Annotated in this window: 22 protein-coding genes, 1 tRNA gene and 2 riboswitches; of the genes, 15 read left to right on the forward strand and 8 right to left on the reverse strand. The window is 42.7% G+C overall.

Annotated elements, in window-relative coordinates; genetic code table 11:
- The first annotated feature begins 4 nt into the window (after positions 1 to 4).
- The 3 genes from rhaB to rhaA are packed head-to-tail and all read left to right on the forward strand — an operon-like array spanning position 5 to position 3,093.
- Entirely contained in the window at positions 5 to 1,465 is a 1,461-nt protein-coding gene (gene rhaB / locus Q5C82_RS19800; RefSeq protein ID WP_003222365.1) for a rhamnulokinase, read from the forward strand.
- A gap of 14 nt (positions 1,466 to 1,479) precedes the next feature.
- A complete protein-coding gene (rhaM, locus tag Q5C82_RS19805; protein WP_003222363.1) occupies positions 1,480 to 1,794 on the forward strand; it encodes an L-rhamnose mutarotase in 315 nt (104 codons plus the stop codon).
- A 24-nt stretch (positions 1,795 to 1,818) separates the two neighbouring features.
- Positions 1,819 to 3,093 (forward strand): L-rhamnose isomerase, encoded by a 1,275-nt coding sequence (gene rhaA, locus Q5C82_RS19810; protein WP_003222361.1) that lies wholly within the window; start codon positions 1,819 to 1,821, stop codon positions 3,091 to 3,093.
- A gap of 41 nt (positions 3,094 to 3,134) precedes the next feature.
- On the opposite strand, the gene iolU is transcribed toward rhaA, so the two are convergent.
- The gene (gene iolU / locus Q5C82_RS19815) at positions 3,135 to 4,121 is read right to left on the reverse strand and encodes a scyllo-inositol 2-dehydrogenase (RefSeq protein ID WP_003222360.1); all 987 of its coding nucleotides are present in this window, start codon (positions 4,119 to 4,121) and stop codon (positions 3,135 to 3,137) included.
- 180 nt (positions 4,122 to 4,301) lie between these two features.
- Here iolU and Q5C82_RS19820 point away from each other — a divergent pair, with 180 nt between their 5' ends.
- The 3 genes from Q5C82_RS19820 to Q5C82_RS19830 all read left to right on the forward strand — a co-directional run bounded on the left by Q5C82_RS19820 (position 4,302) and on the right by Q5C82_RS19830 (position 6,567).
- On the forward strand, positions 4,302 to 5,468 hold the full coding sequence (locus Q5C82_RS19820) for an AI-2E family transporter (RefSeq protein ID WP_003222358.1): 1,167 nt from the start codon (positions 4,302 to 4,304) through the stop codon (positions 5,466 to 5,468).
- A 91-nt stretch (positions 5,469 to 5,559) separates the two neighbouring features.
- Complete coding sequence (locus tag Q5C82_RS19825) at positions 5,560 to 6,390, forward strand: undecaprenyl-diphosphate phosphatase (RefSeq protein WP_003222356.1); 831 nt, start codon at positions 5,560 to 5,562, stop codon at positions 6,388 to 6,390.
- Between the two features lie 104 nt (positions 6,391 to 6,494).
- A tRNA-Ala gene (locus Q5C82_RS19830) sits at positions 6,495 to 6,567 on the forward strand.
- 107 nt (positions 6,568 to 6,674) lie between these two features.
- On the opposite strand, the gene cdoA is transcribed toward Q5C82_RS19830, so the two are convergent.
- A complete protein-coding gene (gene cdoA, locus Q5C82_RS19835) occupies positions 6,675 to 7,160 on the reverse strand; it encodes a cysteine dioxygenase (RefSeq protein WP_003222354.1) in 486 nt (161 codons plus the stop codon).
- Between the two features lie 460 nt (positions 7,161 to 7,620).
- Between cdoA and Q5C82_RS19840 the strand changes: the two genes are divergently transcribed.
- From Q5C82_RS19840 to Q5C82_RS19850, 3 genes are all read left to right on the forward strand, one after another.
- A complete protein-coding gene (locus Q5C82_RS19840; protein WP_003222352.1) occupies positions 7,621 to 9,156 on the forward strand; it encodes an MFS transporter in 1,536 nt (511 codons plus the stop codon).
- A 159-nt stretch (positions 9,157 to 9,315) separates the two neighbouring features.
- Positions 9,316 to 10,164, forward strand: coding sequence for an exo-glucosaminidase LytG (lytG, locus tag Q5C82_RS19845; protein ID WP_003222350.1), 849 nt, complete (start codon positions 9,316 to 9,318; stop codon positions 10,162 to 10,164).
- Between the two features lie 109 nt (positions 10,165 to 10,273).
- A complete protein-coding gene (locus Q5C82_RS19850) occupies positions 10,274 to 10,537 on the forward strand; it encodes a YiaA/YiaB family inner membrane protein (RefSeq protein WP_003222348.1) in 264 nt (87 codons plus the stop codon).
- A gap of 35 nt (positions 10,538 to 10,572) precedes the next feature.
- On the opposite strand, the gene ktrB is transcribed toward Q5C82_RS19850, so the two are convergent.
- The 4 genes from ktrB to gbsR all read right to left on the reverse strand — a co-directional run bounded on the left by ktrB (position 10,573) and on the right by gbsR (position 14,247).
- Positions 10,573 to 11,910, reverse strand: coding sequence for a Ktr system potassium transporter KtrB (gene ktrB, locus Q5C82_RS19855; RefSeq protein ID WP_013308038.1), 1,338 nt, complete (start codon positions 11,908 to 11,910; stop codon positions 10,573 to 10,575).
- A gap of 6 nt (positions 11,911 to 11,916) precedes the next feature.
- The gene (gene ktrA / locus Q5C82_RS19860; RefSeq protein ID WP_003222743.1) at positions 11,917 to 12,585 is read right to left on the reverse strand and encodes a potassium uptake protein KtrA; all 669 of its coding nucleotides are present in this window, start codon (positions 12,583 to 12,585) and stop codon (positions 11,917 to 11,919) included.
- Between the two features lie 73 nt (positions 12,586 to 12,658).
- Positions 12,659 to 12,807: riboswitch (cyclic di-AMP (ydaO/yuaA leader) on the reverse strand.
- 145 nt (positions 12,808 to 12,952) lie between these two features.
- A complete protein-coding gene (gene bslA, locus Q5C82_RS19865) occupies positions 12,953 to 13,498 on the reverse strand; it encodes a biofilm surface layer hydrophobin BslA (RefSeq protein WP_003222741.1) in 546 nt (181 codons plus the stop codon).
- 206 nt (positions 13,499 to 13,704) lie between these two features.
- Positions 13,705 to 14,247, reverse strand: a complete 543-nt coding sequence (gbsR, locus tag Q5C82_RS19870) for a transcriptional regulator GbsR (RefSeq protein WP_003222739.1) — start codon at positions 14,245 to 14,247, stop codon at positions 13,705 to 13,707.
- A gap of 194 nt (positions 14,248 to 14,441) precedes the next feature.
- Here gbsR and betB point away from each other — a divergent pair, with 194 nt between their 5' ends.
- The 3 genes from betB (at position 14,442) to Q5C82_RS19885 (ending at position 17,807) form a co-directional block, all read left to right on the forward strand.
- Positions 14,442 to 15,914 (forward strand): betaine-aldehyde dehydrogenase, encoded by a 1,473-nt coding sequence (betB, locus tag Q5C82_RS19875; RefSeq protein ID WP_003222737.1) that lies wholly within the window; start codon positions 14,442 to 14,444, stop codon positions 15,912 to 15,914.
- 15 nt (positions 15,915 to 15,929) lie between these two features.
- Positions 15,930 to 17,138, forward strand: coding sequence for a choline dehydrogenase (gbsB, locus tag Q5C82_RS19880; RefSeq protein ID WP_003222735.1), 1,209 nt, complete (start codon positions 15,930 to 15,932; stop codon positions 17,136 to 17,138).
- Between the two features lie 87 nt (positions 17,139 to 17,225).
- A complete protein-coding gene (locus tag Q5C82_RS19885) occupies positions 17,226 to 17,807 on the forward strand; it encodes an MOSC domain-containing protein (RefSeq protein WP_003222733.1) in 582 nt (193 codons plus the stop codon).
- A gap of 5 nt (positions 17,808 to 17,812) precedes the next feature.
- On the opposite strand, the gene Q5C82_RS19890 is transcribed toward Q5C82_RS19885, so the two are convergent.
- A complete protein-coding gene (locus tag Q5C82_RS19890) occupies positions 17,813 to 18,301 on the reverse strand; it encodes a DinB family protein (RefSeq protein WP_003222731.1) in 489 nt (162 codons plus the stop codon).
- Between the two features lie 169 nt (positions 18,302 to 18,470).
- Here Q5C82_RS19890 and Q5C82_RS19895 point away from each other — a divergent pair, with 169 nt between their 5' ends.
- From Q5C82_RS19895 to Q5C82_RS19905, 3 genes are read left to right on the forward strand one after another with little or no spacing between them, the layout of a single operon-like run.
- Positions 18,471 to 18,995 carry an NfeD family protein gene (locus Q5C82_RS19895; RefSeq protein ID WP_003222729.1) on the forward strand — a complete coding sequence of 175 codons (525 nt, stop codon included), beginning with the start codon at positions 18,471 to 18,473 and terminating at the stop codon, positions 18,993 to 18,995.
- A 20-nt stretch (positions 18,996 to 19,015) separates the two neighbouring features.
- Positions 19,016 to 20,545 (forward strand): flotillin lipid rafts scaffold protein FloT, encoded by a 1,530-nt coding sequence (floT, locus tag Q5C82_RS19900; protein WP_003222726.1) that lies wholly within the window; start codon positions 19,016 to 19,018, stop codon positions 20,543 to 20,545.
- A gap of 24 nt (positions 20,546 to 20,569) precedes the next feature.
- Positions 20,570 to 21,091: a GNAT family N-acetyltransferase gene (locus Q5C82_RS19905; RefSeq protein ID WP_003222724.1), complete on the forward strand. Its 522-nt coding sequence runs from the start codon at positions 20,570 to 20,572 to the stop codon at positions 21,089 to 21,091.
- Between the two features lie 41 nt (positions 21,092 to 21,132).
- Here the strand turns inward: Q5C82_RS19905 and thiT are convergent, their stop codons facing one another.
- Positions 21,133 to 21,711, reverse strand: coding sequence for an energy-coupled thiamine transporter ThiT (thiT, locus tag Q5C82_RS19910; protein ID WP_013308037.1), 579 nt, complete (start codon positions 21,709 to 21,711; stop codon positions 21,133 to 21,135).
- Positions 21,712 to 21,812: 101 nt separating this feature from the next.
- Positions 21,813 to 21,914, reverse strand: a riboswitch (TPP riboswitch).
- Positions 21,915 to 22,382 lie beyond the last annotated feature (468 nt).

The following is a 22,382-nucleotide window of genomic DNA, read 5'->3' on the forward strand; positions in this document are numbered from 1 at the left end:
AGGAATGATTTATACTGCCATTGATATAGGCGCATCAAGCGGGAGGGTCATGGTAGGTGAACTGAAAGAAGGGAAGCTTGACATACAAGAGATTCACAGATTCGCTAACGGCTTTATTCAAAAAGACGGACATTGCTTTTGGGATATTGATCATTTGCTAAAACAAGTCCTGCAAGGGCTGCAAAAGGTGAAAGCGCTTGGGCATGAACGCTGCACTGTCGGCATTGATACATGGGCAGTTGATTATGTCTTACTGGACGAAAAAGGAAATCGTTTGCGGGAAGTGATGTCCTACCGGGATCGAAGAACAGATCACACAATAGGCAAATTGGAACATACCCTGACAAAAGACACAATCTATCAAAAAACAGGAATTCAATTTCAGCCTTTTAACACGATTTATCAATTGTATGAAGAAAAACGTGAGCTGCTGAAAAAGACAGATAAAGTTATGATGGTTCCTGATTATTTAGGCTATTGTTTAACCGGAAAAGCCGTAACAGAAATCACAAATGCATCCACAACACAGCTTTTAAACGTCTCAACCGGAAAGCTTGACCCTGAATTGCTTCAAGCCGTGTCTGTTCAGGAACAGCAATTTGCGCCGCTGACTGAACCGGGGCGTGAGCTCGGGATGCTGAGAAATGATTGGTTCCCGGATTATGATCTGCCGACTTGCAAGGTAATGACAGTCGCAACGCATGATACTGCCTCGGCCGTTATCGCAGCCCCAGGTGTAAACGATAGCTGGGCGTATATCAGCAGCGGAACATGGTCGTTAATCGGGGTTGAAAACAAACTGCCGATATTAACCGACCTGGCTTTAAAAAACAACTATACAAATGAACGCGGCGCAAACAACACCATTCGCTTTCTCAAAAACATCATCGGCATGTGGGTGATACAAGAAGTAAGACAGCAATTACAAGCAGATTACTCTTTTCAGCAGCTTGCAGAAGAAGCCCGAAAAACAGAGCCATTTCAGCAGTTTATAAACTTAAATGATGAACGTTTCCTGAATCCAGACAGCATGATAGAGGAAATAGAACATTATTGCAGAGAAACCCGCCAAAAGATTCCCCGCACTGCAGGCGAACTTGCCTGTTGCATCCACAGCAATTTAGCCATCATCTATGCGATAGCCATCAAAGAGCTGGAAACGATCACAGAAAAACCGATTGAGCAGCTTCATATCATCGGCGGCGGCGCCCGAAATGATTTCTTAAATCAATTAACAGCAGACATGAGCGGAAAAGCGGTATACGCAGGGCCCATAGAGGCAACCGCCATCGGAAATCTGCTGATGCAAATGATTGCTGCCAAGGAAGTCAAAGACATAAAAGAAGCCCGGCAAGCCGTCAGAAATTCCTTTCCGATCAAAGTGTTTACACCTAAAGACATTGACAGAAGCAAGATGATTCAGTCATTTCAGCAAACTGTTTTGAAAGCGCTATCTAAAAGGTGAAGAGGTGACCGGGTTTGATTAGAAAAGCCAGTATCATGTTTGTCCATCAAGACAAGTACGAAGAATACAAACAGCGGCATGATGACCTTTGGCCTGAAATGGCAAAAGCACTCAAAGCTCATGGAGCGCACCATTATTCCATTTTTTTAGACGAGGAAACAGGCCAACTTTTTGCTTATTTAGAAATCGAGGATGAAGAGAAGTGGAGAAAGATGCCGGACACAGAAGTTTGCCGGAGATGGTGGAAATCGATGTCGCCATTAATGAAAACAAATCCAGATTTCAGTCCTGTTTCGATAGATCTTAAGGAAGTTTTTTATTTGGATTAAAAACTGAAAAAGGGAGAGAGCCGCATGACCATAAAAGCCAATTATGACAGTGCAAAACAGGCATATGAAAAATGGGGAATTGATGTTGAAGAGGCGCTTCGGCAATTAGAGCAAGTGCCCATTTCAATCCACTGCTGGCAGGGTGACGATATTGAAGGCTTTGAAGTAAATAAGGGCGAGCTTTCAGGCGGGATTGACGTGACAGGCAATTATCCTGGAAAAGCGCAAACCCCTGAAGAATTAAGAAGAGATTTGGAGAAGGCTCTTTCTCTCATTCCTGGAAAGCACCGCGTAAACCTGCATGCGATATACGCAGAAACAAATGGGGAAGCGGTAGAACGTGACGAATTGAAGCCGCATCATTTTGAAAACTGGGTGAACTGGGCAAAAGACCTCGGTCTCGGTTTAGATTTTAATCCGACTTTGTTTTCGCATGAGAAAGCGGCTGACGGACTCACCCTTTCACACCCCGATCCGACCATCAGGGAATTTTGGATCAGGCATTGCATCGCTTGCCGCCGTATCGGAGAATACTTCGGGAAAGAATTAGGCACACCTTGCTTGACGAATATTTGGATTCCTGACGGCTATAAAGATATCCCGAGTGACAGGCTGACACCGCGTAAAAGACTAAAAGAATCATTGGATCGGATCTTCGCAGAGGAGATCAATGAACAACACAATCTTGATTCAGTCGAGAGCAAGCTGTTCGGGCTTGGTTCCGAATCATATGTTGTCGGATCTCATGAATTTTATTTCGCTTACGCTTTGACGAATCATAAGCTTTGTTTACTTGATACAGGCCATTACCACCCGACTGAAACGGTATCAAACAAGATCTCGTCGATGCTGCTTTACACAGACAAACTTGCCTTGCATGTGTCCCGGCCCGTTCGCTGGGATAGCGATCATGTTGTGGTTTTAGACGATGAATTGAGAGAAATCGCTCTTGAAATTGTACGCAATCAGGCTCTCGAGAAGGTCGCCATCGGCCTGGATTTTTTCGATGCCAGCATTAACCGTGTTGCCGCCTGGACCATTGGAACGAGAAATATGATTAAAGCTTTATTGTATGCATTGCTTCTCCCGAACCGCTATTTAAAACAATTGCAGGAAGAGGGCCGCTATACAGAAAGGCTGGCACTGATGGAGGAATTCAAGACATATCCTTTCGGGGCCATCTGGGATTCCTACTGTGAGCAAATGGGCGTGCCGGTGAAAGAGGCATGGCTTCATGACATAAAAGAGTATGAACAACAGGTGCTTTTAAAGAGAAAGGCATCTTCTCCGCTTGTCTAATAAAAAAATCCGCCGCGGCATTTGCACGCGGGCGGATTTTTTTAGGCTTGATCAGCAGGGTACACAATCCCCATTTGCTTTCTTGCTTCTTCCATGATTTTCGCAGTGATCATTGACCGTTCAAATGTATTTTCTTCAGATTCCTGCTTGTTCTCTTTTATGAGAGTGACAAATTCTTCTGCTTCGTAGAACATCGCCGGTTTAGGATCGTGAATCGAAATGTTTTCCAGACGGCCATCGCGATAGCGGATTTCCACTCGCTCTGGCCGGTGAATCGTATCGATTACAATCGTTCCGTCTTCACCCTGGATTTCCGCCGGGGCATAGGAAGTTGAGATTTTAGAATGCATCAGAACAGCTTCGAACCCGTCGTAAGACAGAATGACGGTTCCCTCACCATCCACTCCGGAAGATAAAGCGTATCCGTTCGCTTTCACATCCTGCGGCTCACCAAACAGCACGACAGCAGGATAAATACAATAGACTCCGATATCCATTAATGACCCATTGGAAAGCTCAGGCTGAAACGCATTCAAGACGGTACCGTTTCTAAACGCGTCATACCGTGAGGAGTACTGGCAGTAGCTCGCGGTAAATCTGCGGACAGTGCCGATTTTATGTAGGTGGTTTTTCAGCTCTTTAAAATTCGGCAGGAAAGTGGTCTTCATCGCTTCCATGAGGACAACGCCGTTTGCCTTAGCCGCTGAAATCATCTCTTCCGTTTCTTTTGTATTCGAAGCAAACGGCTTTTCGCAAAGCACATGTTTGCCATGGTTCATTAATAGAACGGCTTGTTCCTTGTGAAGGGCATTCGGACTTGCTATGTATACGGCATCAAAGCAATCGCTTGCCGCCATTTCCTGAAGGTCTGAGAAGGTATGCTCAGCGTTATGTTTAGCAGCAAACTCGGCAGCGCGTTCTGCCGATCTAGAATAAACAGCAGTCAGCTGAAAATCTTCTATCTCCGCTGCTGATTCAAGAAAGCGGTCTGTAATCCAGTTGGTTCCTATTATTGCAAAACGTATCACTCTTATCGCTCCTTTTGCATGATATAGCTAAATTATAGCTTAAAAAAGAGAAAAGCACATGATCGATCTCACCACATGTTTAAAGCAAGGAAGTTTTTCCAGCAATTAGCGGTTATTATTTTTCATTATAGGGACGATAGTGTACAATTTAATTAAACTATATATGACGGAGGAACGATAGTGGAAATGTTGCAAACATGGAGCGGCAGATTCAAGCGATTCTTCTTGGACAATAAGTTTGTTTTATTTTTGCTTGTGCTGCTGCTGATTGGTTTAAATATTCTCGTTTTTACAAAAACATCATTTATTTTCACCCCGATTATTGTTCTTCTCAAAACGATTTCACTGCCGATTATTTTAACAGGCATTGTTTTTTATCTGTTAAACCCAATCGTCGATTTCCTTGAGAGAAGAAGAATTAGAAGAATCTATTCTATTTTGCTGTTATATCTATTGATTATCGGGCTGATCACGATCACAATCGTGTCCATCATTCCCTTTTTAAAAGAACAAATTATGAGTTTGATTGACAACATCCCGAGATATGTGGATGTTGTAGAAAATCAGACGAAACAGCTGATTGGCAGTAACTTCGTTAATCAGGCCCAGCAAACAATGAACATCAATATATCTGATCTCGCAACAAAGGTTTCAGATCAGGCAGCGACGATTGTGAACAGCACATTTACCGGCGTTGGGAATTTTATCGGCGCTCTGACTGAGATTATCATTTCGATCGTCACCGTTCCGTTTATTCTTTTCTATTTATTAAAAGATGGAAAGAAATTGCCGGTCTACATACTAAAGTTCGTGCCGACTCGATTGAAAGAACAGACATACACAGTCTTAAGCGAAATGAATCATCGGTTAAGCTCTTATATCAGAGGCCAGATTATTGTCAGCTTCTGTATCGGCTTTTTGCTGTTTATCGGTTATTTGATTATCGGGCTGGATTATGCTTCATTGCTTGCCGTCATTGCGGCTTGTACAAGCATTGTTCCGTATTTAGGACCGACGATTGCCATTACGCCAGCGATTATCATCGCCATAGTGACATCGCCGCTCATGCTGCTCAAGCTGGTGATCGTTTGGACCATTGTTCAGTTGATTGAAGGGAAGCTGATCTCGCCGCAAATTATGGGGAAAAACCTTCATATCCACCCAATTACGATTATTTTTCTGCTGTTAACAGCCGGCAAGCTGTTTGGCGTTGTTGGAATCATTCTAGCAATTCCGGGCTATGCAGTTGCCAAAGTCATTACGACACATTTATTTGACTGGTTTAAAATGCGGTCACATTTATACGACGAAGAAAAAAATGAAAATACGTCAGGTCATAAAGTGTGATTTTCGTTTATAGTTATATAAGACGGGCTTTCCATTTATGGAAAGCTCCCGTTGTGTAAAAAATAAATGTCTAATGGGGAGAATCAAAATCATGACTCTATGGGAATTGTTTGTAGCTGCCATTTTAGGAATCGTAGAAGGATTAACAGAGTACGCGCCGGTTTCTTCGACAGGACATATGATCATAGTAGACGATATCTGGCTTAAATCAAGCAATCTGATGTCAGAAGAAGCTGCTAACTCATTCAAAGTGGTTATTCAGCTAGGCTCCATTTTAGCAGTAGTTATCGTGTTTAAAGATCGGATTTTGAATTTGCTCGGCTTGAAAAAGAATATTACAAGCGACCAGAAGCAGGGACATAAATTAAGCATTGCCCAAATTGCCGTCGGGCTCGTGCCTGCAGCCGTTCTAGGCTTTTTGTTTGAGGATTACATTGATGAATATTTATTTTCCGTTAAAACTGTGGCCATCGGTTTAATCGCCGGGGCAGTCCTGATGCTATTTGCTGATTGGGTAAATAAACGGAAAGCAGCGACAGACACCCTCGACCGCATTTCCTATAAGCAAGCGATAGGGGTTGGCTTATTCCAATGTCTTGCCCTTTGGCCTGGTTTCTCGCGTTCCGGTTCAACCATTTCCGGAGGCGTTATTCTTGGTTTAAATCATCGCGCGGCAGCTGACTTTACATTTATTATGGCAATGCCGATCATGATGGGAGCAAGCTTTCTAAGCCTTGTGAAGCATTGGGACAGCTTAAGCTCAGATCTGATGCCGTTTTTCATCGTCGGCTTTATCTGTGCCTTTGTTGTCGCGCTGTTTGTCGTCCGTTTCTTCCTAAAACTAATCAACAAAATCAAACTCGTCCCATTTGCAATCTATCGAATCATTCTCGGTGTGATTTTACTTTTAATCATGATGTAAGTTAAAAAAGGCTCTTTCCGGAGCCTTATTTTTTCTGTCAATTTAAGAGGAAACAGCTTGTTTTTCAAAAAAAAATCATCTATAATAAGTTTGATGTTACATACGGGGCCATAGCTCAGCTGGGAGAGCGCTACGCTGGCAGCGTAGAGGTCAGGGGTTCGAGCCCCCTTGGCTCCATACCTGTAAACCCTTATTTTATAAGGGTTTTTTTGTTTTTGAGAAAAAGGCCATTCGCTGAACCCTTTTGTTGATCAGAAGTCAAAGTAAAGCAGTTCACCTGTCAATCAAAAATTTTCCAATACACCCCTTTGTTCCTCAAAGACCGTCATGTCTTCCAAAGGGGGTGAGTAGACATGAAGAGACACCATTCGTTCGGACGTAGGATTGGACATTTTGTGAATTAACCCTTTGGTTGAAATAAGGCATTCTCCTTCGTGAACAAAGTATGAATTGGAGAGTTTTGCGTGTTCGCCGGTTGAGCGATAAATGGAATTAAGCAGCTTTCCTTCTAGCACCATTGCACAACCAATGGATTGGCCATGATCGTGGACTGATGTCTCCTTGTTTGGCGGAATGTTAATAACGATAATTTCTAATTCATTGTTTCTATAGATGGCATTTCGGCCGTAAGCGTACTGGTCTGGTTCCTTAATATACGGTTGACTCAATTTTGATGCGTTTGGAATTTGTTTTAAAGAAGTTGCCAAATCTTTAACCGATGGATTTTTCAAGCCGCTAAAAATGTCTTGGATGCACTCATACAGTTCCATTCGTTTTTGCCTCCCGGATTATTTAAAATTGACTAGCATGGGTATTTCGCAGATTAATTCATGGTATTTACCCATATACAATTTAGAGGCGGCAAACGCCCAGTGAACACAAAAATATTGTGCGGCTAAATGTTGTCTTATCACCAATTTATTCGGGTTTATTCGTGGGAATAGTGAATTGAAAAGGCTCAAGCCGCCTTGTCTCAAAACACGATCGGTCAAAAACTGTTCAGGCTTTTATTTTTTTGCTTGAAATGTGCGCCATTGACAAATCATAATCGATTTGGAATAATGTTTGAATATATGCTCATTTGTTCACATAATTATAATAAAATAATATCATTTCCAAAAATAGGGAGTGTGTTAGAATGAAAGCTAATGGCATGCAAAATCTATTAGCTTCTTTTGTTTTCAAAAAATGGTGTGTTTCGTATGTATTCATTTAGGAAGGAATGACAACATGAAGACAAAACACTATTGGGTGATTTCTTTGCTCGCCGTTTTAGCGGTCGGGCCGGGATTGATGTCTAACACGGCATTGTCGTCAGTTCAAGGCCTTGTTCAGAAGACGGTTGGAACAAGTGACTTCACGTCAGTGAATCCAATATTGATTGGCAATATGGCCTTTGCTTTATTAGTGCCGGCAGGACCGCTGCTGAGGAAAAAATTCGGTGCCCGTCCAATCTATCTGGCTTCATTACCCGTTTTTATACTTGGCTCACTGCTTTTCGCATTTTCCAGCGATATTGCATGGATGGCGGCAGGGCGCTTTTTACAGGGGGCGGCTACAGGTGTCATGCTGATGATTATGATTCCAATGCTTGTTCTGTCATTTCCGATTGACCGCAGGAACTATGCCCTGCTGGTGCTGATCGGGGGATTTTATGGCTCTGTTATCATCGGCACGATTCTAGGAACGATTGCAACAAGCTACGGACATTGGAGATGGCTGTTTTACTTCTTTGGCGCGCTGTCACTGATTGGTGTCGCGGTGAGCTATTTCTTTCTTCATGATGAGCATCATGGATCGGCAGAACAAGAACAGTCGCTAGATCGTGCAGGAATCATTTTATCTGTGTGCCTTGCTGCAGCCTCAGCGGTTACATTCATTTTTCTGCAAAAATGGGGACTTTCATCAGGTTATGTATGGACTGGCTTTGGGATTACGTTATGTTTGCTCCTTGTTCTATTGATTGTGGAATATAAAGTGAGAAACCCCTTCATTTCTATAAAACTGATGCTGCTGCCAAAACCGGTGCTCGGTTTATTCATCGTAGCTATAGGAACGATAACGGTAGCTGTCAGCCTTTCTGCTTTTCAGGGATTGCTCCGTCAAATGTATGATATTTCTCAGGAGCATCTCATTCTTTTAAACGTAACTCTTTTAATCGGAGTGGCGATCGCCGCCATTGTGAGCGCTTTGTTTTATGATAAAGTCGGGCCCGGGATGCTCGGTATTATAGGTGCTCTTATTCTCGTGTTTGTGAATTTTCAATGGCTGCATATGCAGGATCAATCGTCACTTTATATATTTGCAGTGCTGTTTATCATGCTTGCCGCTGGAACGGGACTGACAGTGGCCGCAGGGCTGATGGGAGCTGCTATGGGCGGCCCGCTGCCTGATTTGGTCAAGAGAATGACAGCTGTTCAGTTTTTAAGATTGTTTGTCTATATGGGAGTTCCAATCCTCATCGGCTTTTTCACGCAAAAAGATGCTGCCAGACAAAGCGGTTCGATGCAGGATTCTATGATGACTGCTTATCATGATCTCTTTTTCATTTCTTTTATTCTGAGTGTGCTGCTTGTTTGCCTGTCATTCTGTATGAACGCTACAGGTATGGGGCACAAGCTGGCACATAAAACGCATGATAAAGCGAAAACAGTTCCGAAAAAACAGGCCATTTCCACACAAGGACTGTCAAAGGCTGCTGTCAAATCACATAAAGTGATACATGATACAGAATACCGTAATGTACTCAGAAATTTACAAAAATAGATACATGATCAAAACCTTTCCCTTGAGGGAAAGGTTTTTTGTTTGCAATCTTTTCCCAACTTTGTCCCTAAAGAATTGAAAAATATTAGAAGTGCAAGTAAAATTCTAAAAGGTAGATTCTTTTACATTCGTAATCTTTTAACTCGAAGGAAGGTTTTCATGGCCCGTAAAAAACTGAAAAAACGTAGACTCTTCATTTCACTATTTTTCATTGTATCGATTCCGCTAGCCCTGTTTGTTTTAGCCACAACATTATCAAAACCGATAGAAACATCCAAAGAACCCGAAGAAATTGATGAACAGCAGGTATTTATAGACAGCCTGTCCGGACATGCACAAATTTTGTATGAGAAATATCATGTCCTCCCCAGCATCACGATCGCTCAGGCCATTCTCGAATCCGACTGGGGGAACAGCGAGCTTGCTGCTCAGGCTAACAACCTTTTTGGCGTAAAAGGAAATTATAAAGGCCATCATGTCACGATGGAAACGGACGAATTTGAAAAAGGGAAAAGAAAAACCATTCGCGCAAAGTTTCGAAAATACAGCACGTATTTTGAATCTATGGATGACCACGCCCAATTGTTTGTCCGCGGCACATCGTGGAATAAAAAGAAGTATAAACCGGTGCTTGAGGCTGGGAATTATAAGGAAGCGGCAACGGCATTGCAAACATCAGGATATGCTACAGACCCTGAATACGCAGACAAAATCAGTGCTATTGTGGAAAAATACGATTTAGATGAATACGATGAGGTAAATCCATCGCTCAAATCAGTGGATTTAAAAGCCTCCATTAAGGACAGTGCCGTTCAAGACATATGGTCCAAGCCTTCTACTGATGATCGGTCCATAAAGCTCACCTCTGCCCAATCTTACGTCGGCAAAGACATAAAGGTTGTATCCAAAAAGCAGAAAGGCCAGTCCGTATGGTACCAATTTCAAATCAATGATAAACTCATCGGCTGGATTGATGATTCAGCTGTTGAAATAAAGGAAGCAACCTGAGCCCTTTTTCCTGGTATTTTTAATTCTTTGTTCCATTCAGGGGAATTTGAGGTATAATATTCCACGGAAGTTTATCACTTATTGACTATGCTTTCAGGAGGGAACAAAGGTGCAGAAATATAGACGGAGAAACACGGTTGCCTTTACAGTATTAGCTTATTTCACTTTTTTTGCGGGAGTATTTTTGTTTAGTATCGGACTCTATAATGCTGATAATCTGGAACTCAACGAAAAAGGCTATTACATCGCTGTTATGATACTTGTAGCGGTCGGTGCGATTCTTACACAAAAAGTGACCCGTGATAACGCAGAGGATAACGAAATCATCGCGGAACAGGAAAAAAGGCAAAATCAATCTCATATCGAATCATAAAAAATCCGGCGCTTAAATCGCCGGATTTTTTGTTATTACCCCGTAAATACCTCGCCGTCAGGGTAACGAATATTTGATTTCTCTGTTTTCGCAAATGAAAACACGAACGTCAAAGGACCAATTCTTCCAATGAACATGATGACAATAATGATACATTTTCCCGCTTCTGTAAGTTCAGGGGTCAATCCCATCGATAGACCGACAGTTCCGAATGCGGAAAAGGTTTCAAACACAATTTGAATAAACGGCGCTTGTTCTGTGACCGTCAGGGCGAATATCCCTAAAAACACGAGGAACAAACCGATGACGCTCACAGCTAAAGCTTTAATGATAATCGGATATTTGATGGAGCGGCGGAAAATAACCGTTTCTTTTTTACCTCGCAAATAAGCGATCACAGACATTAAAATCACAATGAACGTAGTCAGCTTAATGCCGCTCGCTGTTGAAGCGCTGCCTGCTCCGATAAACATTAATAATAAAGTAAATACAATCGTTCCTTCTCTCATACTACCAATATCAAGAGAATTGAAGCCAGCGGTTCTTGGCGTCACAGCTTGAAAATAGGAAGCCCATAGTTTATCTCCTATATGCAGGTGGCCGAGCGTGCCGGGATTGCTGTACTCTAAAATAAAGATCACAAGCATAGCAACCGCATTCAGAATCAGGGTTCCTGTCAGCATGATTTTCGTATGTAGAGAAAAGGCTTTAAATCGCCGATTTTTCATAATGTCAAACAGAACGGTAAATCCGATCCCTCCTGTGATAAATAAGAAAGTAATCACTAGGTTAACTGTAGGATCTCCAACGTAGCTCATCAAATTATCCGGCCACAACGAAAACCCGGCATTGTTAAAAGCAGATATTGAGTGAAAAAGACTCGCAAACAAGCCGGATGCCCAGCCATACTGGGGCACAAGCCTGACGGATAAGATGAGTGCTGCTATCAACTCAATACTGATGGAAAACAGAAACAGGACTTTGACAAGGCCTATGACACCGCCGATTGTCGGCTGGTTTAAGGCTTCCTGAACCAGCATTCGTTCTTTTAATCCGATTTTTTTCCCTAATATCATGACGATCAAAACAGCAAAAGTCATAAATCCAAGCCCGCCGATCTGAATCAGCCCCATGATGACAGTTTGCCCGAAAAGTGTAAATTCTGTACCGGTATCGACAACTGCAAGCCCTGTAACGGTTGTTGCGGAAGCTGCAGTAAAAAGGGCATCTATCCATGACAATGGCTTCATTGTAGAAATCGGTAGCTTTAACAGCACAGCCCCGATGATAATGGTAAGAAAAAAACCAATTGCAAGCACTTGAGGCGGTGTAAAACGAACCCATTTGATCACTTTATCCTTTTGAAGTGTCACCTATGTCTACATCCCTTCGTTTTCAAAACGTTTAATATCCTTTTTGTGCCCCATGATCACCAGGCAATCCTGTTCGTGAATGACGTCTTCAGGTGCGGGAGAAAGACGGATATCTCCATGATGTTTAATGGCCAGGATTGTACAGCCGTACTTTGCTCTTACATTCAGATCAATAATCGATTTTGAATCAAGCTTGTGTGTTGCCAGCAGCTCGACAATACTGTAATCATCAGATAAATCAATGTAATTCAACACGTTCTCATCAGAGAGGCTTTGTGCAATCTTGACGCCCATATCCTTTTCAGGATGAATAATGCGGTCAGCACCGATTTTTTCAAGCACCTTATGATGATAATAGTTTTGGGCCTTCACCCAAATATTCGGGATGTCAAACTCTTTTAATAATAGGGTGGTCAGGGTACTCGCTTGAATATTCGCTCCGATTGCAACGATCACATATTCAAAATTGCGTATTCCTAACGATAGCAATTCGTTTTCTTCGGTGGCGTTGGCGATCACCGCATGAGTTGCGTAAGAAGCGTATGCATTTACCTTTTCTTCGTTGATATCAATCGCAAGGACCTCATGGCCCATTCTGTGCAGCTCTTTGCAAATGCTTCCGCCAAACCTGCCCAGTCCGATCACGGCAAATTGCTTGTTTTTTATTCTTCCCAATGTTCATAACTCCCTTAGTAAAATTAACGTTTTTGAAGCAAAAAAGACCATCTCGAAGAATGGTCGCTAATAGACCTCCTCTCTGTAAACGCCTACGAGGTTAGCTGTCGGATTAGGGATTCAGAGTACCCCCTCTTACTTAGTAAGATTCACCCCAAGGCTGTTAAAAAAACAGCCAATCGTTGGTTCCCCCGTTCGTATTTGATTAAGCGGTAAAAGAGACTGTATGAAATTGAACACTCAAGAATTTACTCCTGTTTCTAGAGTTTGTCAATTTAAATTTTAAACTAGAAAAAAGATAACTGGAAATAGAGGAAAAAAGGGAGGTCAAAACGCAAAAAAGACCGGCGTTAACCGGTCTTTTAGATTAGTTGCAGCCGCATGGCTGAGTCGGAGGAGTGCTGCGCTTAGCCACGTCAATACTTGCTTCTGCGTAGAATTTATTGCCGATGCTCAATGATTTATTCTCCGCACGGAAAGTATATGTACCAGCGGCAGGAAGTGTTTTGTTATTCAGTTTTAATTTGAACTCGCCAGCTCCTAATAAATCAAGTGCCAAAGGGATTCTTACTGTTTTCCCGTTATTGAGGATCTGTGTTTCACGCAACGCACGTCCGTTCATTGTGTCTTTCGTATTTGCAGTAAATCCGCTTGGCAATGTAAATTCCATAACGCCAAGGCTGAGAAGCGTGTTTGGACGATACGTCAATTCGATATCTGAGAAAGACCATTCCGTTTTGCTGGCCCCTGTAATTGTAGCGAACAATGAAGCTGTTGACTGTGTTTTCATAGTAGACTCAGTATGAGCGGAAGTTGATTTAGATTCAGCCGCGAAAGAAGCTGAAGGTGCAGAAACGAGTAAACCAAGACTTAATGCACTGATTGCCAAAGAAGATAATAATTTGCGTTTCATAATAAAATTCCCCCTAAAAAGTTATAAAAATATTCAGGCCTGCCCGCTTTTCACCTCCTCTGAACGGCCAAATACAAATTTTACCTACATAAAATTACCATCAAATATTTTGGAAGTAAATGGGATGTTTTTCCCGTATTTTTCAAATTTGTAGTAATTACATAAAAAAGAACAAAAAAACGCCCGGTTTCCCAGGCGTTTTTGTTTTACTTTGTTTCAATCGGTATAAATTTAAAAATTTCCCCGCTCTGCACCGATTCAGCAAGCCGTTTCAGCCAATCATAGTAAGCTTTAGAGCTTTCCAGTTGCTCGTATAACTGCAGTGCTTCATTTTTGATGTCCTCATTGAGACCTTCTTTGTTTAAAACCTCTTGTAAATCAGCCTGAGCTTCTTCAATTGCTGCTACATTTACCTGAACTTCCCGTTCCCATTTAGGGGGAAAGAAATTTGTGAAAAATTTAAAGAAATCTTTTTCAGCCACAAATGTATGCTTGCGGATGCCCCGGTGAAATGTTTTTTTCACTACATTTAAGTCCTGAAGCTTTTTGACGCCTGTGCTCATGCTTGGCTTGCTCATTTGCAATTCCTCACGCATTTCGTCAAGGGTCATCTCATCCCTCATATACATCGTCCCATATAAAATCCCGACACTGCGGGTAATTCCGTAAAGATCCATCGTTTCAGCAATGGAGTCGATAACAAGATCCCGAGCCTGTTCTATAGCTGCAACTTCTGGATTTTCATCCATACTGACCCTCTTTTCTATTAGAAGATTAAATTCGTTAAGTTATTTCTTTATGTTCTTTATCTTAACGAAACATAAAGAAATGTCAAAAAGAAAAATCAAAATGGGGCTTTGACAGTTTAAAATTCGTATGTTAAATTAAGGTTGTTAAAAACATTAAATTTTTATTTAACAAACTTTACGTCAAGGAGGCTTATATGAGTCAAACATTATATATTGACGGAGAATGGGTCAGTGCCGAAAAAGAGCAGATCCGCAGCATTATCAATCCATTTAATCAAGAAGAAATTGCAATTGTAAGCGAAGGAGGGCGAGAGGACGCCATCAAGGCAATCGCAGCCGCGCGAAGAGCATTTGACAAAGGAGAATGGTCATCTCTACCCGGGCTTGAACGCGGGAAGAATGTTCTGAAAATTGCGGAATTAATCAGACGCGATCTTGATGAGCTGGCTGAGCTTGAATCGCTTGATACGGGAAAAACACTCGAAGAAAGCAAGGCGGATATGGATGATATCGCCAATGTTTTTCAATATTACGCCGGATTGGCAGATAAAGATGGCGGAGAGATCATTTCATCTCCGATCCCTGATTCAGAAAGCAAAATCATCAGAGAGCCAATTGGGGTTTGCGGCCAGATTACTCCATGGAATTATCCGCTCCTGCAAGCGAGCTGGAAAATCGCACCTGCACTGGCTGCAGGAAATACTATCGTCATGAAACCAAGTGAGATCACGCCGCTGACGACAATCAAAGTCTTTAAGCTGATGGAAGAAGCCGGTGTTCCAAAAGGTGTTGCAAATCTTGTTCTTGGACCGGGAGCCACAGTGGGCGACGAGCTTGCCGTAAACAAAGACGTCGATTTGATTTCGTTTACGGGTGGAATCGAAACAGGCAAAAAAATCATGCAGGCGGCAAGCGGAAACGTCAAAAAAATTGCACTTGAACTTGGCGGAAAAAATCCAAATATCGTTTTCAAGGACGCAGATCTAGAGGTTGCGGTCGATCAGGCATTAAACGCTGTGTTTTTCCACGCCGGCCAAGTATGCTCAGCCGGTTCGCGCTTGCTTGTTGAAGATGCCATTCACGATCAATTTTTAGCAGAGCTAGTCAAACGGGCAAAACGCATAAAACTCGGAAATGGTTTTCACGCAGAGACAGAAAGCGGCCCGCTTATTTCGGCAGAGCACAGGGCAAAAGTAGAAAAATATGTAGAGATCGGGATAAAAGAAGGCGCGAAGCTGGAGACAGGAGGCAAACGTCCGAAAGACCCTGCGCTGCAAAACGGCTTTTTCTACGAACCTACTATTTTCTCAAACTGTAAATCTGACATGAGAATCGTTCAGGAAGAGGTTTTCGGTCCTGTATTGACAGTTGAAACCTTCAGCTCTGAAAAAGAGGTCATCGCGCTTGCGAATGATACCATCTATGGCTTGGCCGGAGCGGTATGGTCAAAAGATATTGAAAAGTGCGAACGCGTAGCAGCCCGCTTGAGAATGGGGACAGTTTGGATTAACGATTTCCATCCGTACTTTGCACAGGCGCCATGGGGCGGCTATAAGCAATCCGGGTTCGGACGCGAGCTTGGAAAAATAGGTCTTGAAGAATACACAGAAGTCAAACATGTGTATCGTAATACAAAACCGGCAGCGGTTAATTGGTTCAATTCATAAGAGGGGGAGTTAATGATGACATTAAATATGAAAATAGAAAGCATGCACAAATTCCACACATTTGAAATTCCGACTGTGATTAAGCACGGAATCGGAGCCGTCAAGAATACGGGTGAAGAAGTAGCTGCGCTTGGCGTTTCAAAAGCACTCCTTGTCACAGACCCTGGAATTTATAAAGCCGGCGTCGTAGATCCAGTTATCGAATCACTTAAAGAAGCAGGCATTGAAGTGGTGCTCTTTAATAAAGTAGAGCCAAACCCGCCTGTCCGTCTGGTAAATGAAGGGTCTGAGCTCTACAAAAAAGAGAACTGTAATGGTTTGGTGGCAGTCGGAGGCGGAAGCTCCATGGATACTGCAAAAGCAATCGGAGTAGAAGCCACTCACGAAGGAAGCGTGCTGGATTATGAAGCGGCAGATGGGAAAAAACCGCTGGAAAATCGTATTCCTCCGCTGACGACAATTCCGACAACGGCTGGAACTGGATCAGAAGTAACCCAATGGGCAGTTATCACAGATGAAGAAAGGGAATTTAAATTCAACACGGGCGGTCCACTGATTGCAGCGCACCTGACCATCATTGATCCTGAACTTCATATTTCAATGCCTCCGCATGTAACAGCCATGACGGGAATTGATGCGCTTGCTCATGCCATTGAGTGCTATACAATGAAATTTGCGCAGCCAATCACGGATGCAGTTGCCTTGATGGCGATTGAATATGCCGCTCATTACATTAAAAGAGCATTTGCTGACGGAGAGGATCTGGAAGCAAGATATGGAATGGCGCAGGCTGCGATGCTTGCAGGTCTTTCTTACGGCAGTGAATCAGCGGGCGCGGCTCATGCAATGAGCCAAACGCTTGGCGGTATTATCCCAGTCGCTCACGGTCAAGGTGTGGCTGCGATGATGGGTCCTGTCATGGAGTACAACTGGAAGGGCTACCCTGAGAAATTTGCACGTATTGCGAAAGCGTTCGGTATTGATACAAGCAATATGACAACAGAAGAAGCTGCGAAAGCATCTGTCAATTGGATGTATGACCTGGTCGAAGACTTAGAGGTACCGACTTTAGAAGAGCAGGGAGTATCACCTGATATGATCGAACGCTTGTCAAAAGAAGCGATGAAAGATCCGCAAACCTTCGGAAACCCTAGAGATTTAAATGAAAAAGCATATAATTGGATCTACAAGCGCTGCTTTAACCTTACACCTAAAACGGTATAACTACATGTCCCGCTCTTTTACAGAGCGGGATTTTTCTGGATAATGTAGCATAGATGGAAATTTTAGAGAAGAAGGAAGGTGCTGCTGATGTGGAAGCGTATGGCTGCAAAAGCCGAAGGCGTATATATCGCAGATACAGAAAGCTTCGTAACAAAGCAAATGGACAAGCTTGATTTTGATTATGGCGGCATCCCCGGCGACTTGCATTTTGGCCTGACCAAAAAAGCGGGGGCTAGAGAACCGATGTTTTCAAGAGGGACTGAAATTTTCAACCGGAGACAAATTTCTATTGTTTCAATAGAGGAATGTGATGAAATTGCTTTAAAAATGGGAGTGCCGAGCATTTTGCCGGAATGGCTCGGTGCGAATGTGGCAGTCAGCGGCATACCTGATCTTACTTCATTAAAAGAAGGAAGCCGGCTCATTTTTCCAAGCGGAGCCGCTTTGCTGTGTGAGGGAGAAAATGATCCGTGTATTCAGCCGGGAGAAGTCATTCAGTCTTATTATCCGGACAAGCCGAAGCTGGCCCCGGCTTTTGTCCGCCACGCACTGGGCATAAGAGGGATTGTCTGCATTGTTGAGAGACCCGGAGCTGTTTACGCAGGTGATGAAATAGATGTTCATTCCTATCAGCGGAAAGCCAAACCACGAAAAGCAGAAAGGGTCTGATCAAATCAGGCCCTTTCTATTCTCTCTTTAATTTCTTTAATCTGGCTGAGGTGCCGTTTTTCATGGTGGCCGATAAAATCGATCCACTGTCTGACAGTCAGTTCTTGAAATACAGGATGAGGAAGCACTCTCTCAAAATCTTCTTCTTTCAGAGAGGCAATAGCAGCAGTCAGTTGCTCTCTCACCACATCAAGCTCGCGTTTCATTTGGCTGCCTGAAATAAAATCATGCTCAGGCTCAAGATGACTCGGAGCTTTCCGTCTATTATTTCTATCCTGTGCTACCTCAAGCTGTTTTTCTTCAACTTTTTTCACAGGGGCTTCCTTTACACGTTCCTTCAGCATTTTTTGTGCGGCCATATCGATTTTTTTCAAATGGTCAAGCACTTCCCGTATGCTCCATTCCTCAGCAGAAGGCTTTTGATTCAGCTTTTCATCAGAAAGTCCTTTCACTTCGTTCCACGTTTCTAATCTGGCTTCATTAAAGATACTCATCATATCTCCTCCTAAAAATGACATTACCATATATATAAGCAATTATCATTTATCAAGCATTGCAAAATGGGTTATTTATCTTAAAATTTTGAAACCTTTTCCGTTGTATCTCGTATAAATGGTAACGGCGGCCGTTCATCAATGCATTGATGAAGAAAGGATGAGGAAATTGGAGTTATTTGGCGTTCCTATACACACGATTTATCTTTATACGCTTATTATTGCGGGCAGTCTTACGCTTTTATTTGTGTTTTTCGGAGATGTATTTGCAGGGCTGTCAGAAGGCATTCCTTTTCTTAATCCGACATTGTTGCTCGCATTTTTTACATGTTTTTCAGCAAGCGGATATATAGGCGAGCTCATATTGCCCCTGTCGAGCCTGTTGATCGCGCTTTTATCTTGCATCCTTTCGATCATGCTGGTGGTATTGCTTCACATCTTTGTACTGGTACCATTATCATCCGCAGAAGAATCATTGGTTTATATAGAAGATGATCTAAGAGGAAGAGTCGGTAAAGTGATTACAGCTGTTCCTGTTGACGGGTTCGGTGAAGTGGTCATTGAAGGGATAGGCGGCACCATCTCAAAGTCAGCGGTCAGCTTTGATAATGAGCAAATCAGTTACGGAACAGCTGTTTTGGTCGTAGATGTTAACAACGGAGTTCTTTCGGTCACTCCGCATGAACCTATTTAAAACACAAGGAGGAATGTGATATGACAATGCCGATTATAATTGTCATCGGAGTTGTATTCTTTTTATTAATTGCACTTATTGCCGTGTTTATCACAAAGTATCGTACGGCAGGGCCTGATGAAGCGTTAATCGTAACGGGGAGCTATCTGGGCAATAAAAATGTTCATGTCGATGAAGGCGGCAACCGTCTTAAAATCGTCCGCGGCGGAGGAACCTTTGTCCTTCCCGTCTTTCAGCAGGCAGAGCCGCTAAGCCTATTATCAAGCAAACTCGATGTTTCGACACCTGAAGTTTATACAGAACAAGGAGTGCCTGTAATGGCCGATGGAACTGCGATTATTAAAATCGGCGGTTCTATAGGAGAAATTGCTACAGCAGCCGAACAATTTTTAGGAAAATCAAAAGACGACCGTGAGCAGGAAGCACGGGAGGTTTTAGAAGGCCACCTTCGTTCCATTCTCGGCTCAATGACAGTCGAAGAAATCTATAAAAACAGAGAAAAATTCTCTCAAGAGGTACAGCGTGTCGCTTCGCAGGATCTTGCAAAAATGGGGCTTGTGATTGTTTCCTTTACCATTAAAGATGTACGTGATAAAAACGGTTATCTTGAATCATTAGGGAAACCGAGAATTGCCCAAGTAAAACGGGATGCTGATATCGCAACAGCAGAGGCTGATAAAGAAACCCGAATTAAGCGGGCAGAAGCCGATAAAGATGCAAAAAAATCAGAACTTGAACGGGCGACGGAAATCGCTGAAGCTGAAAAAATCAATCAGCTCAAAATGGCTGAATATCGCAGAGAACAAGATACGGCAAAAGCGAATGCCGACCAGGCATATGATTTAGAGACTGCTAGGGCGCGCCAGCAAGTCACAGAGCAGGAAATGCAGGTTAAAATTATCGAACGCCAAAAACAAATCGAACTAGAAGAAAAAGAAATTCTTCGCCGTGAACGTCAATATGACTCAGAGGTAAAGAAAAAAGCCGATGCAGACCGTTATTCAGTCGAGCAGTCCGCAGCAGCTGAGAAAGCCAAACAGCTCGCGGAAGCCGATGCCAAGAAGTACAGTATTGAAGCAATGGCGAAGGCAGAGGCTGAAAAAGTCAGAATTGACGGGCTAGCAAAAGCGGAAGCTGAAAAAGCAAAAGGGGAAACAGAAGCAGAGGTTATTCGCCTAAAAGGTCTGGCAGAAGCGGAAGCAAAAGAGAAAATTGCGGCTGCCTTTGAACAGTACGGGCAGGCGGCGATTTTCGATATGATCGTAAAAATGCTTCCGGAATATGCGAAACAAGCAGCGGCACCTCTTTCAAATATTGATAAAATCACAGTTGTTGATACAGGAGGAAGCGGTGAATCAAGCGGCGCTAACAAAGTAACTAGCTATGCGACGAACTTAATGTCAAGCCTGCAAGAAAGCTTAAAAGCATCATCAGGAATTGACGTAAAAGAAATGATTGAGAACTTTTCAGGAAAAGGAAATGTAAAACAAAGCATTAACGAATTAACAAATGAAATAAAAGAAGCAAAAACGGTCCAGAAACCGGAATAATGACTAAGGAAAGGATGCCAGCGGATGGCAACTGTACGAGAAGCAAAGTTAGAGGATATAAAGGACATTGCAAAAGTGCATGTAGATAGCTGGAGGACAACATATCAGGGAATTGTCGAGGCTGAATACTTAAAAAGTCTGAGCTGCAAGGAATTTGAAGACAAATGGAAAAGCCGCTCGTTAAAAGGTGTATTTGTGGCTCGCGATGAAAAAGGTTCGATATTCGGCTTTGCTTCATTTGGACCTATTCGCTCTGAACAAGAAGGCTATGACGGCGAGCTGTACGCTATTTACCTTTTAGAAGAGCATCAGCGGCAAGGTGCAGGCAGAGCGCTCTTAGCAAAAGGAGTGGAGTTTTTGCTTCATCATGGATTTTCGAGTATGTTTGTTTGGGTAATTGAGAAGAACCCCTCGATTACATTTTATGAGGCCTATTCACCCGAAAGAATAGCGGAGGACAGCTTTGAAATCGCAGGAGATAGCCTGAAGGAAGTAGGGTTTGGCTGGCCGGATCTTTCTGCTTTGAAAACAGCTCTTAATAGATAACAAAAAACAACCCCCAGCAGATTACGCTGGGGGTTGTCACGTTAAACTTTGTCAGTTTTGAGCAAACGGGGTGCTGTCATAAATAATAAACAAAGGACAATTCCACAGATGATGAATGAAGGAACCATATAAGTAGCATTATAAGTTAAGGAATAAATCCATACCGGTGTTCCTTTTGGAGCGTAGCTGCCGAAAAACACTGCCCCTGAAATGACATGCGCGGCATAGCGCAGGAAACTGCCGATAAAAACTGCGCTGACCACTGAAATAATTAATTTCCCTTTTGTTTTGGATACAGCGGCTTTACGGACAGAAGAAGCGAAACATCCGCTAATTCCGATAGCTGCGAACGCGACAATGTAATCTAACAATAGCTGTATAGGATGTTGTGCGAATAAGTTTCCGATTGCGATCTGAACCAGACCTGTCAGCAGGCCGGTAGTAAGACCTGCTTTAACACCCCAACGAAACGAGATCAAAAAGATTGGAATCATCATGATGGAGACCGAGCCTCCTTGAGGCATCCTAAGAAACATTCCTGAGACGATGTCTAAAATAACAGCAGCCGCAGTCATAATTGCTATTTCAATAAGGCGAACCAGTTGCTTAGATTGATTCATAAAAATCCCCTTCCATTGATAGACAATCCAAAAGGACAACAAAAAAAGCAGCACGCGGAAGGATGAGAAAAGTTCCACGCACTGCTTTACGATCTGCAATTCATTTGACTTTGCCACATCCCTACGCCAGCGTTAACTAACAGGTTCAAAGGGTCAGAACGAAACCGCTCACTCTCAGCTTTAATGCTCCCCTTGTGGTCATCTATATTTAATTCGTCTCTACTATACAAGAAAAAGAAAAAAACAACAAGAACACATTACTGTTGTATATGTTCTTTTAATATAGATATAAGATAAATACGCGATAGATGACAATACGAAGCTTATAGTTTATTTGTTTTATAGAACTTTTTTCGAAAAAACTATTGCAATAAATAAATACAGATGTTATATTATTAAACGTCGCTGATGAACAGCAGACAAAACAAGAAGCTTCATAAAACAATTTAAAAAAGTTGTTGACAAAACAAGAAACTGAATGTTATATTATTAAAGCTGCTTCATTGAGAAGTAACAAAATGATCTTTGAAAACTAAACAAGACAAAACGTACCTGTTAATTCATTTTTATAAAATCGCACAGCGATGTGCGTAGTCAGTCAAACTAAGGCCTGCATGACGCAGGTCACACAGGTGTCGCCGCAGGATGCGGTGAACTTAACCTGTGATCCA

Origin of the sequence: uncultured Bacillus sp. (genome assembly GCF_958411575.1) — a bacterium.
GTDB lineage: Bacteria > Bacillota > Bacilli > Bacillales > Bacillaceae > Bacillus > Bacillus spizizenii.

Coding starts and splice junctions, on each gene's coding strand:
- rhaB (WP_003222365.1), top strand. CDS start 5: ATGATTTATACTGCCATTGATATAGGCGCATCAAGCGGGAGGGTCATG.
- rhaA (WP_003222361.1), top strand. CDS start 1,819: ATGACCATAAAAGCCAATTATGACAGTGCAAAACAGGCATATGAAAAA.
- Q5C82_RS19825 (WP_003222356.1), top strand. CDS start 5,560: ATGACTCTATGGGAATTGTTTGTAGCTGCCATTTTAGGAATCGTAGAA.
- cdoA (WP_003222354.1), bottom strand. CDS start 7,160: ATGGAACTGTATGAGTGCATCCAAGACATTTTTAGCGGCTTGAAAAAT.
- Q5C82_RS19840 (WP_003222352.1), top strand. CDS start 7,621: ATGAAGACAAAACACTATTGGGTGATTTCTTTGCTCGCCGTTTTAGCG.
- lytG (WP_003222350.1), top strand. CDS start 9,316: ATGGCCCGTAAAAAACTGAAAAAACGTAGACTCTTCATTTCACTATTT.
- bslA (WP_003222741.1), bottom strand. CDS start 13,498: ATGAAACGCAAATTATTATCTTCTTTGGCAATCAGTGCATTAAGTCTT.
- gbsR (WP_003222739.1), bottom strand. CDS start 14,247: ATGGATGAAAATCCAGAAGTTGCAGCTATAGAACAGGCTCGGGATCTT.
- betB (WP_003222737.1), top strand. CDS start 14,442: ATGAGTCAAACATTATATATTGACGGAGAATGGGTCAGTGCCGAAAAA.
- gbsB (WP_003222735.1), top strand. CDS start 15,930: ATGACATTAAATATGAAAATAGAAAGCATGCACAAATTCCACACATTT.
- Q5C82_RS19885 (WP_003222733.1), top strand. CDS start 17,226: ATGTGGAAGCGTATGGCTGCAAAAGCCGAAGGCGTATATATCGCAGAT.
- Q5C82_RS19890 (WP_003222731.1), bottom strand. CDS start 18,301: ATGAGTATCTTTAATGAAGCCAGATTAGAAACGTGGAACGAAGTGAAA.
- floT (WP_003222726.1), top strand. CDS start 19,016: ATGACAATGCCGATTATAATTGTCATCGGAGTTGTATTCTTTTTATTA.
- Q5C82_RS19905 (WP_003222724.1), top strand. CDS start 20,570: ATGGCAACTGTACGAGAAGCAAAGTTAGAGGATATAAAGGACATTGCA.
- thiT (WP_013308037.1), bottom strand. CDS start 21,711: ATGAATCAATCTAAGCAACTGGTTCGCCTTATTGAAATAGCAATTATG.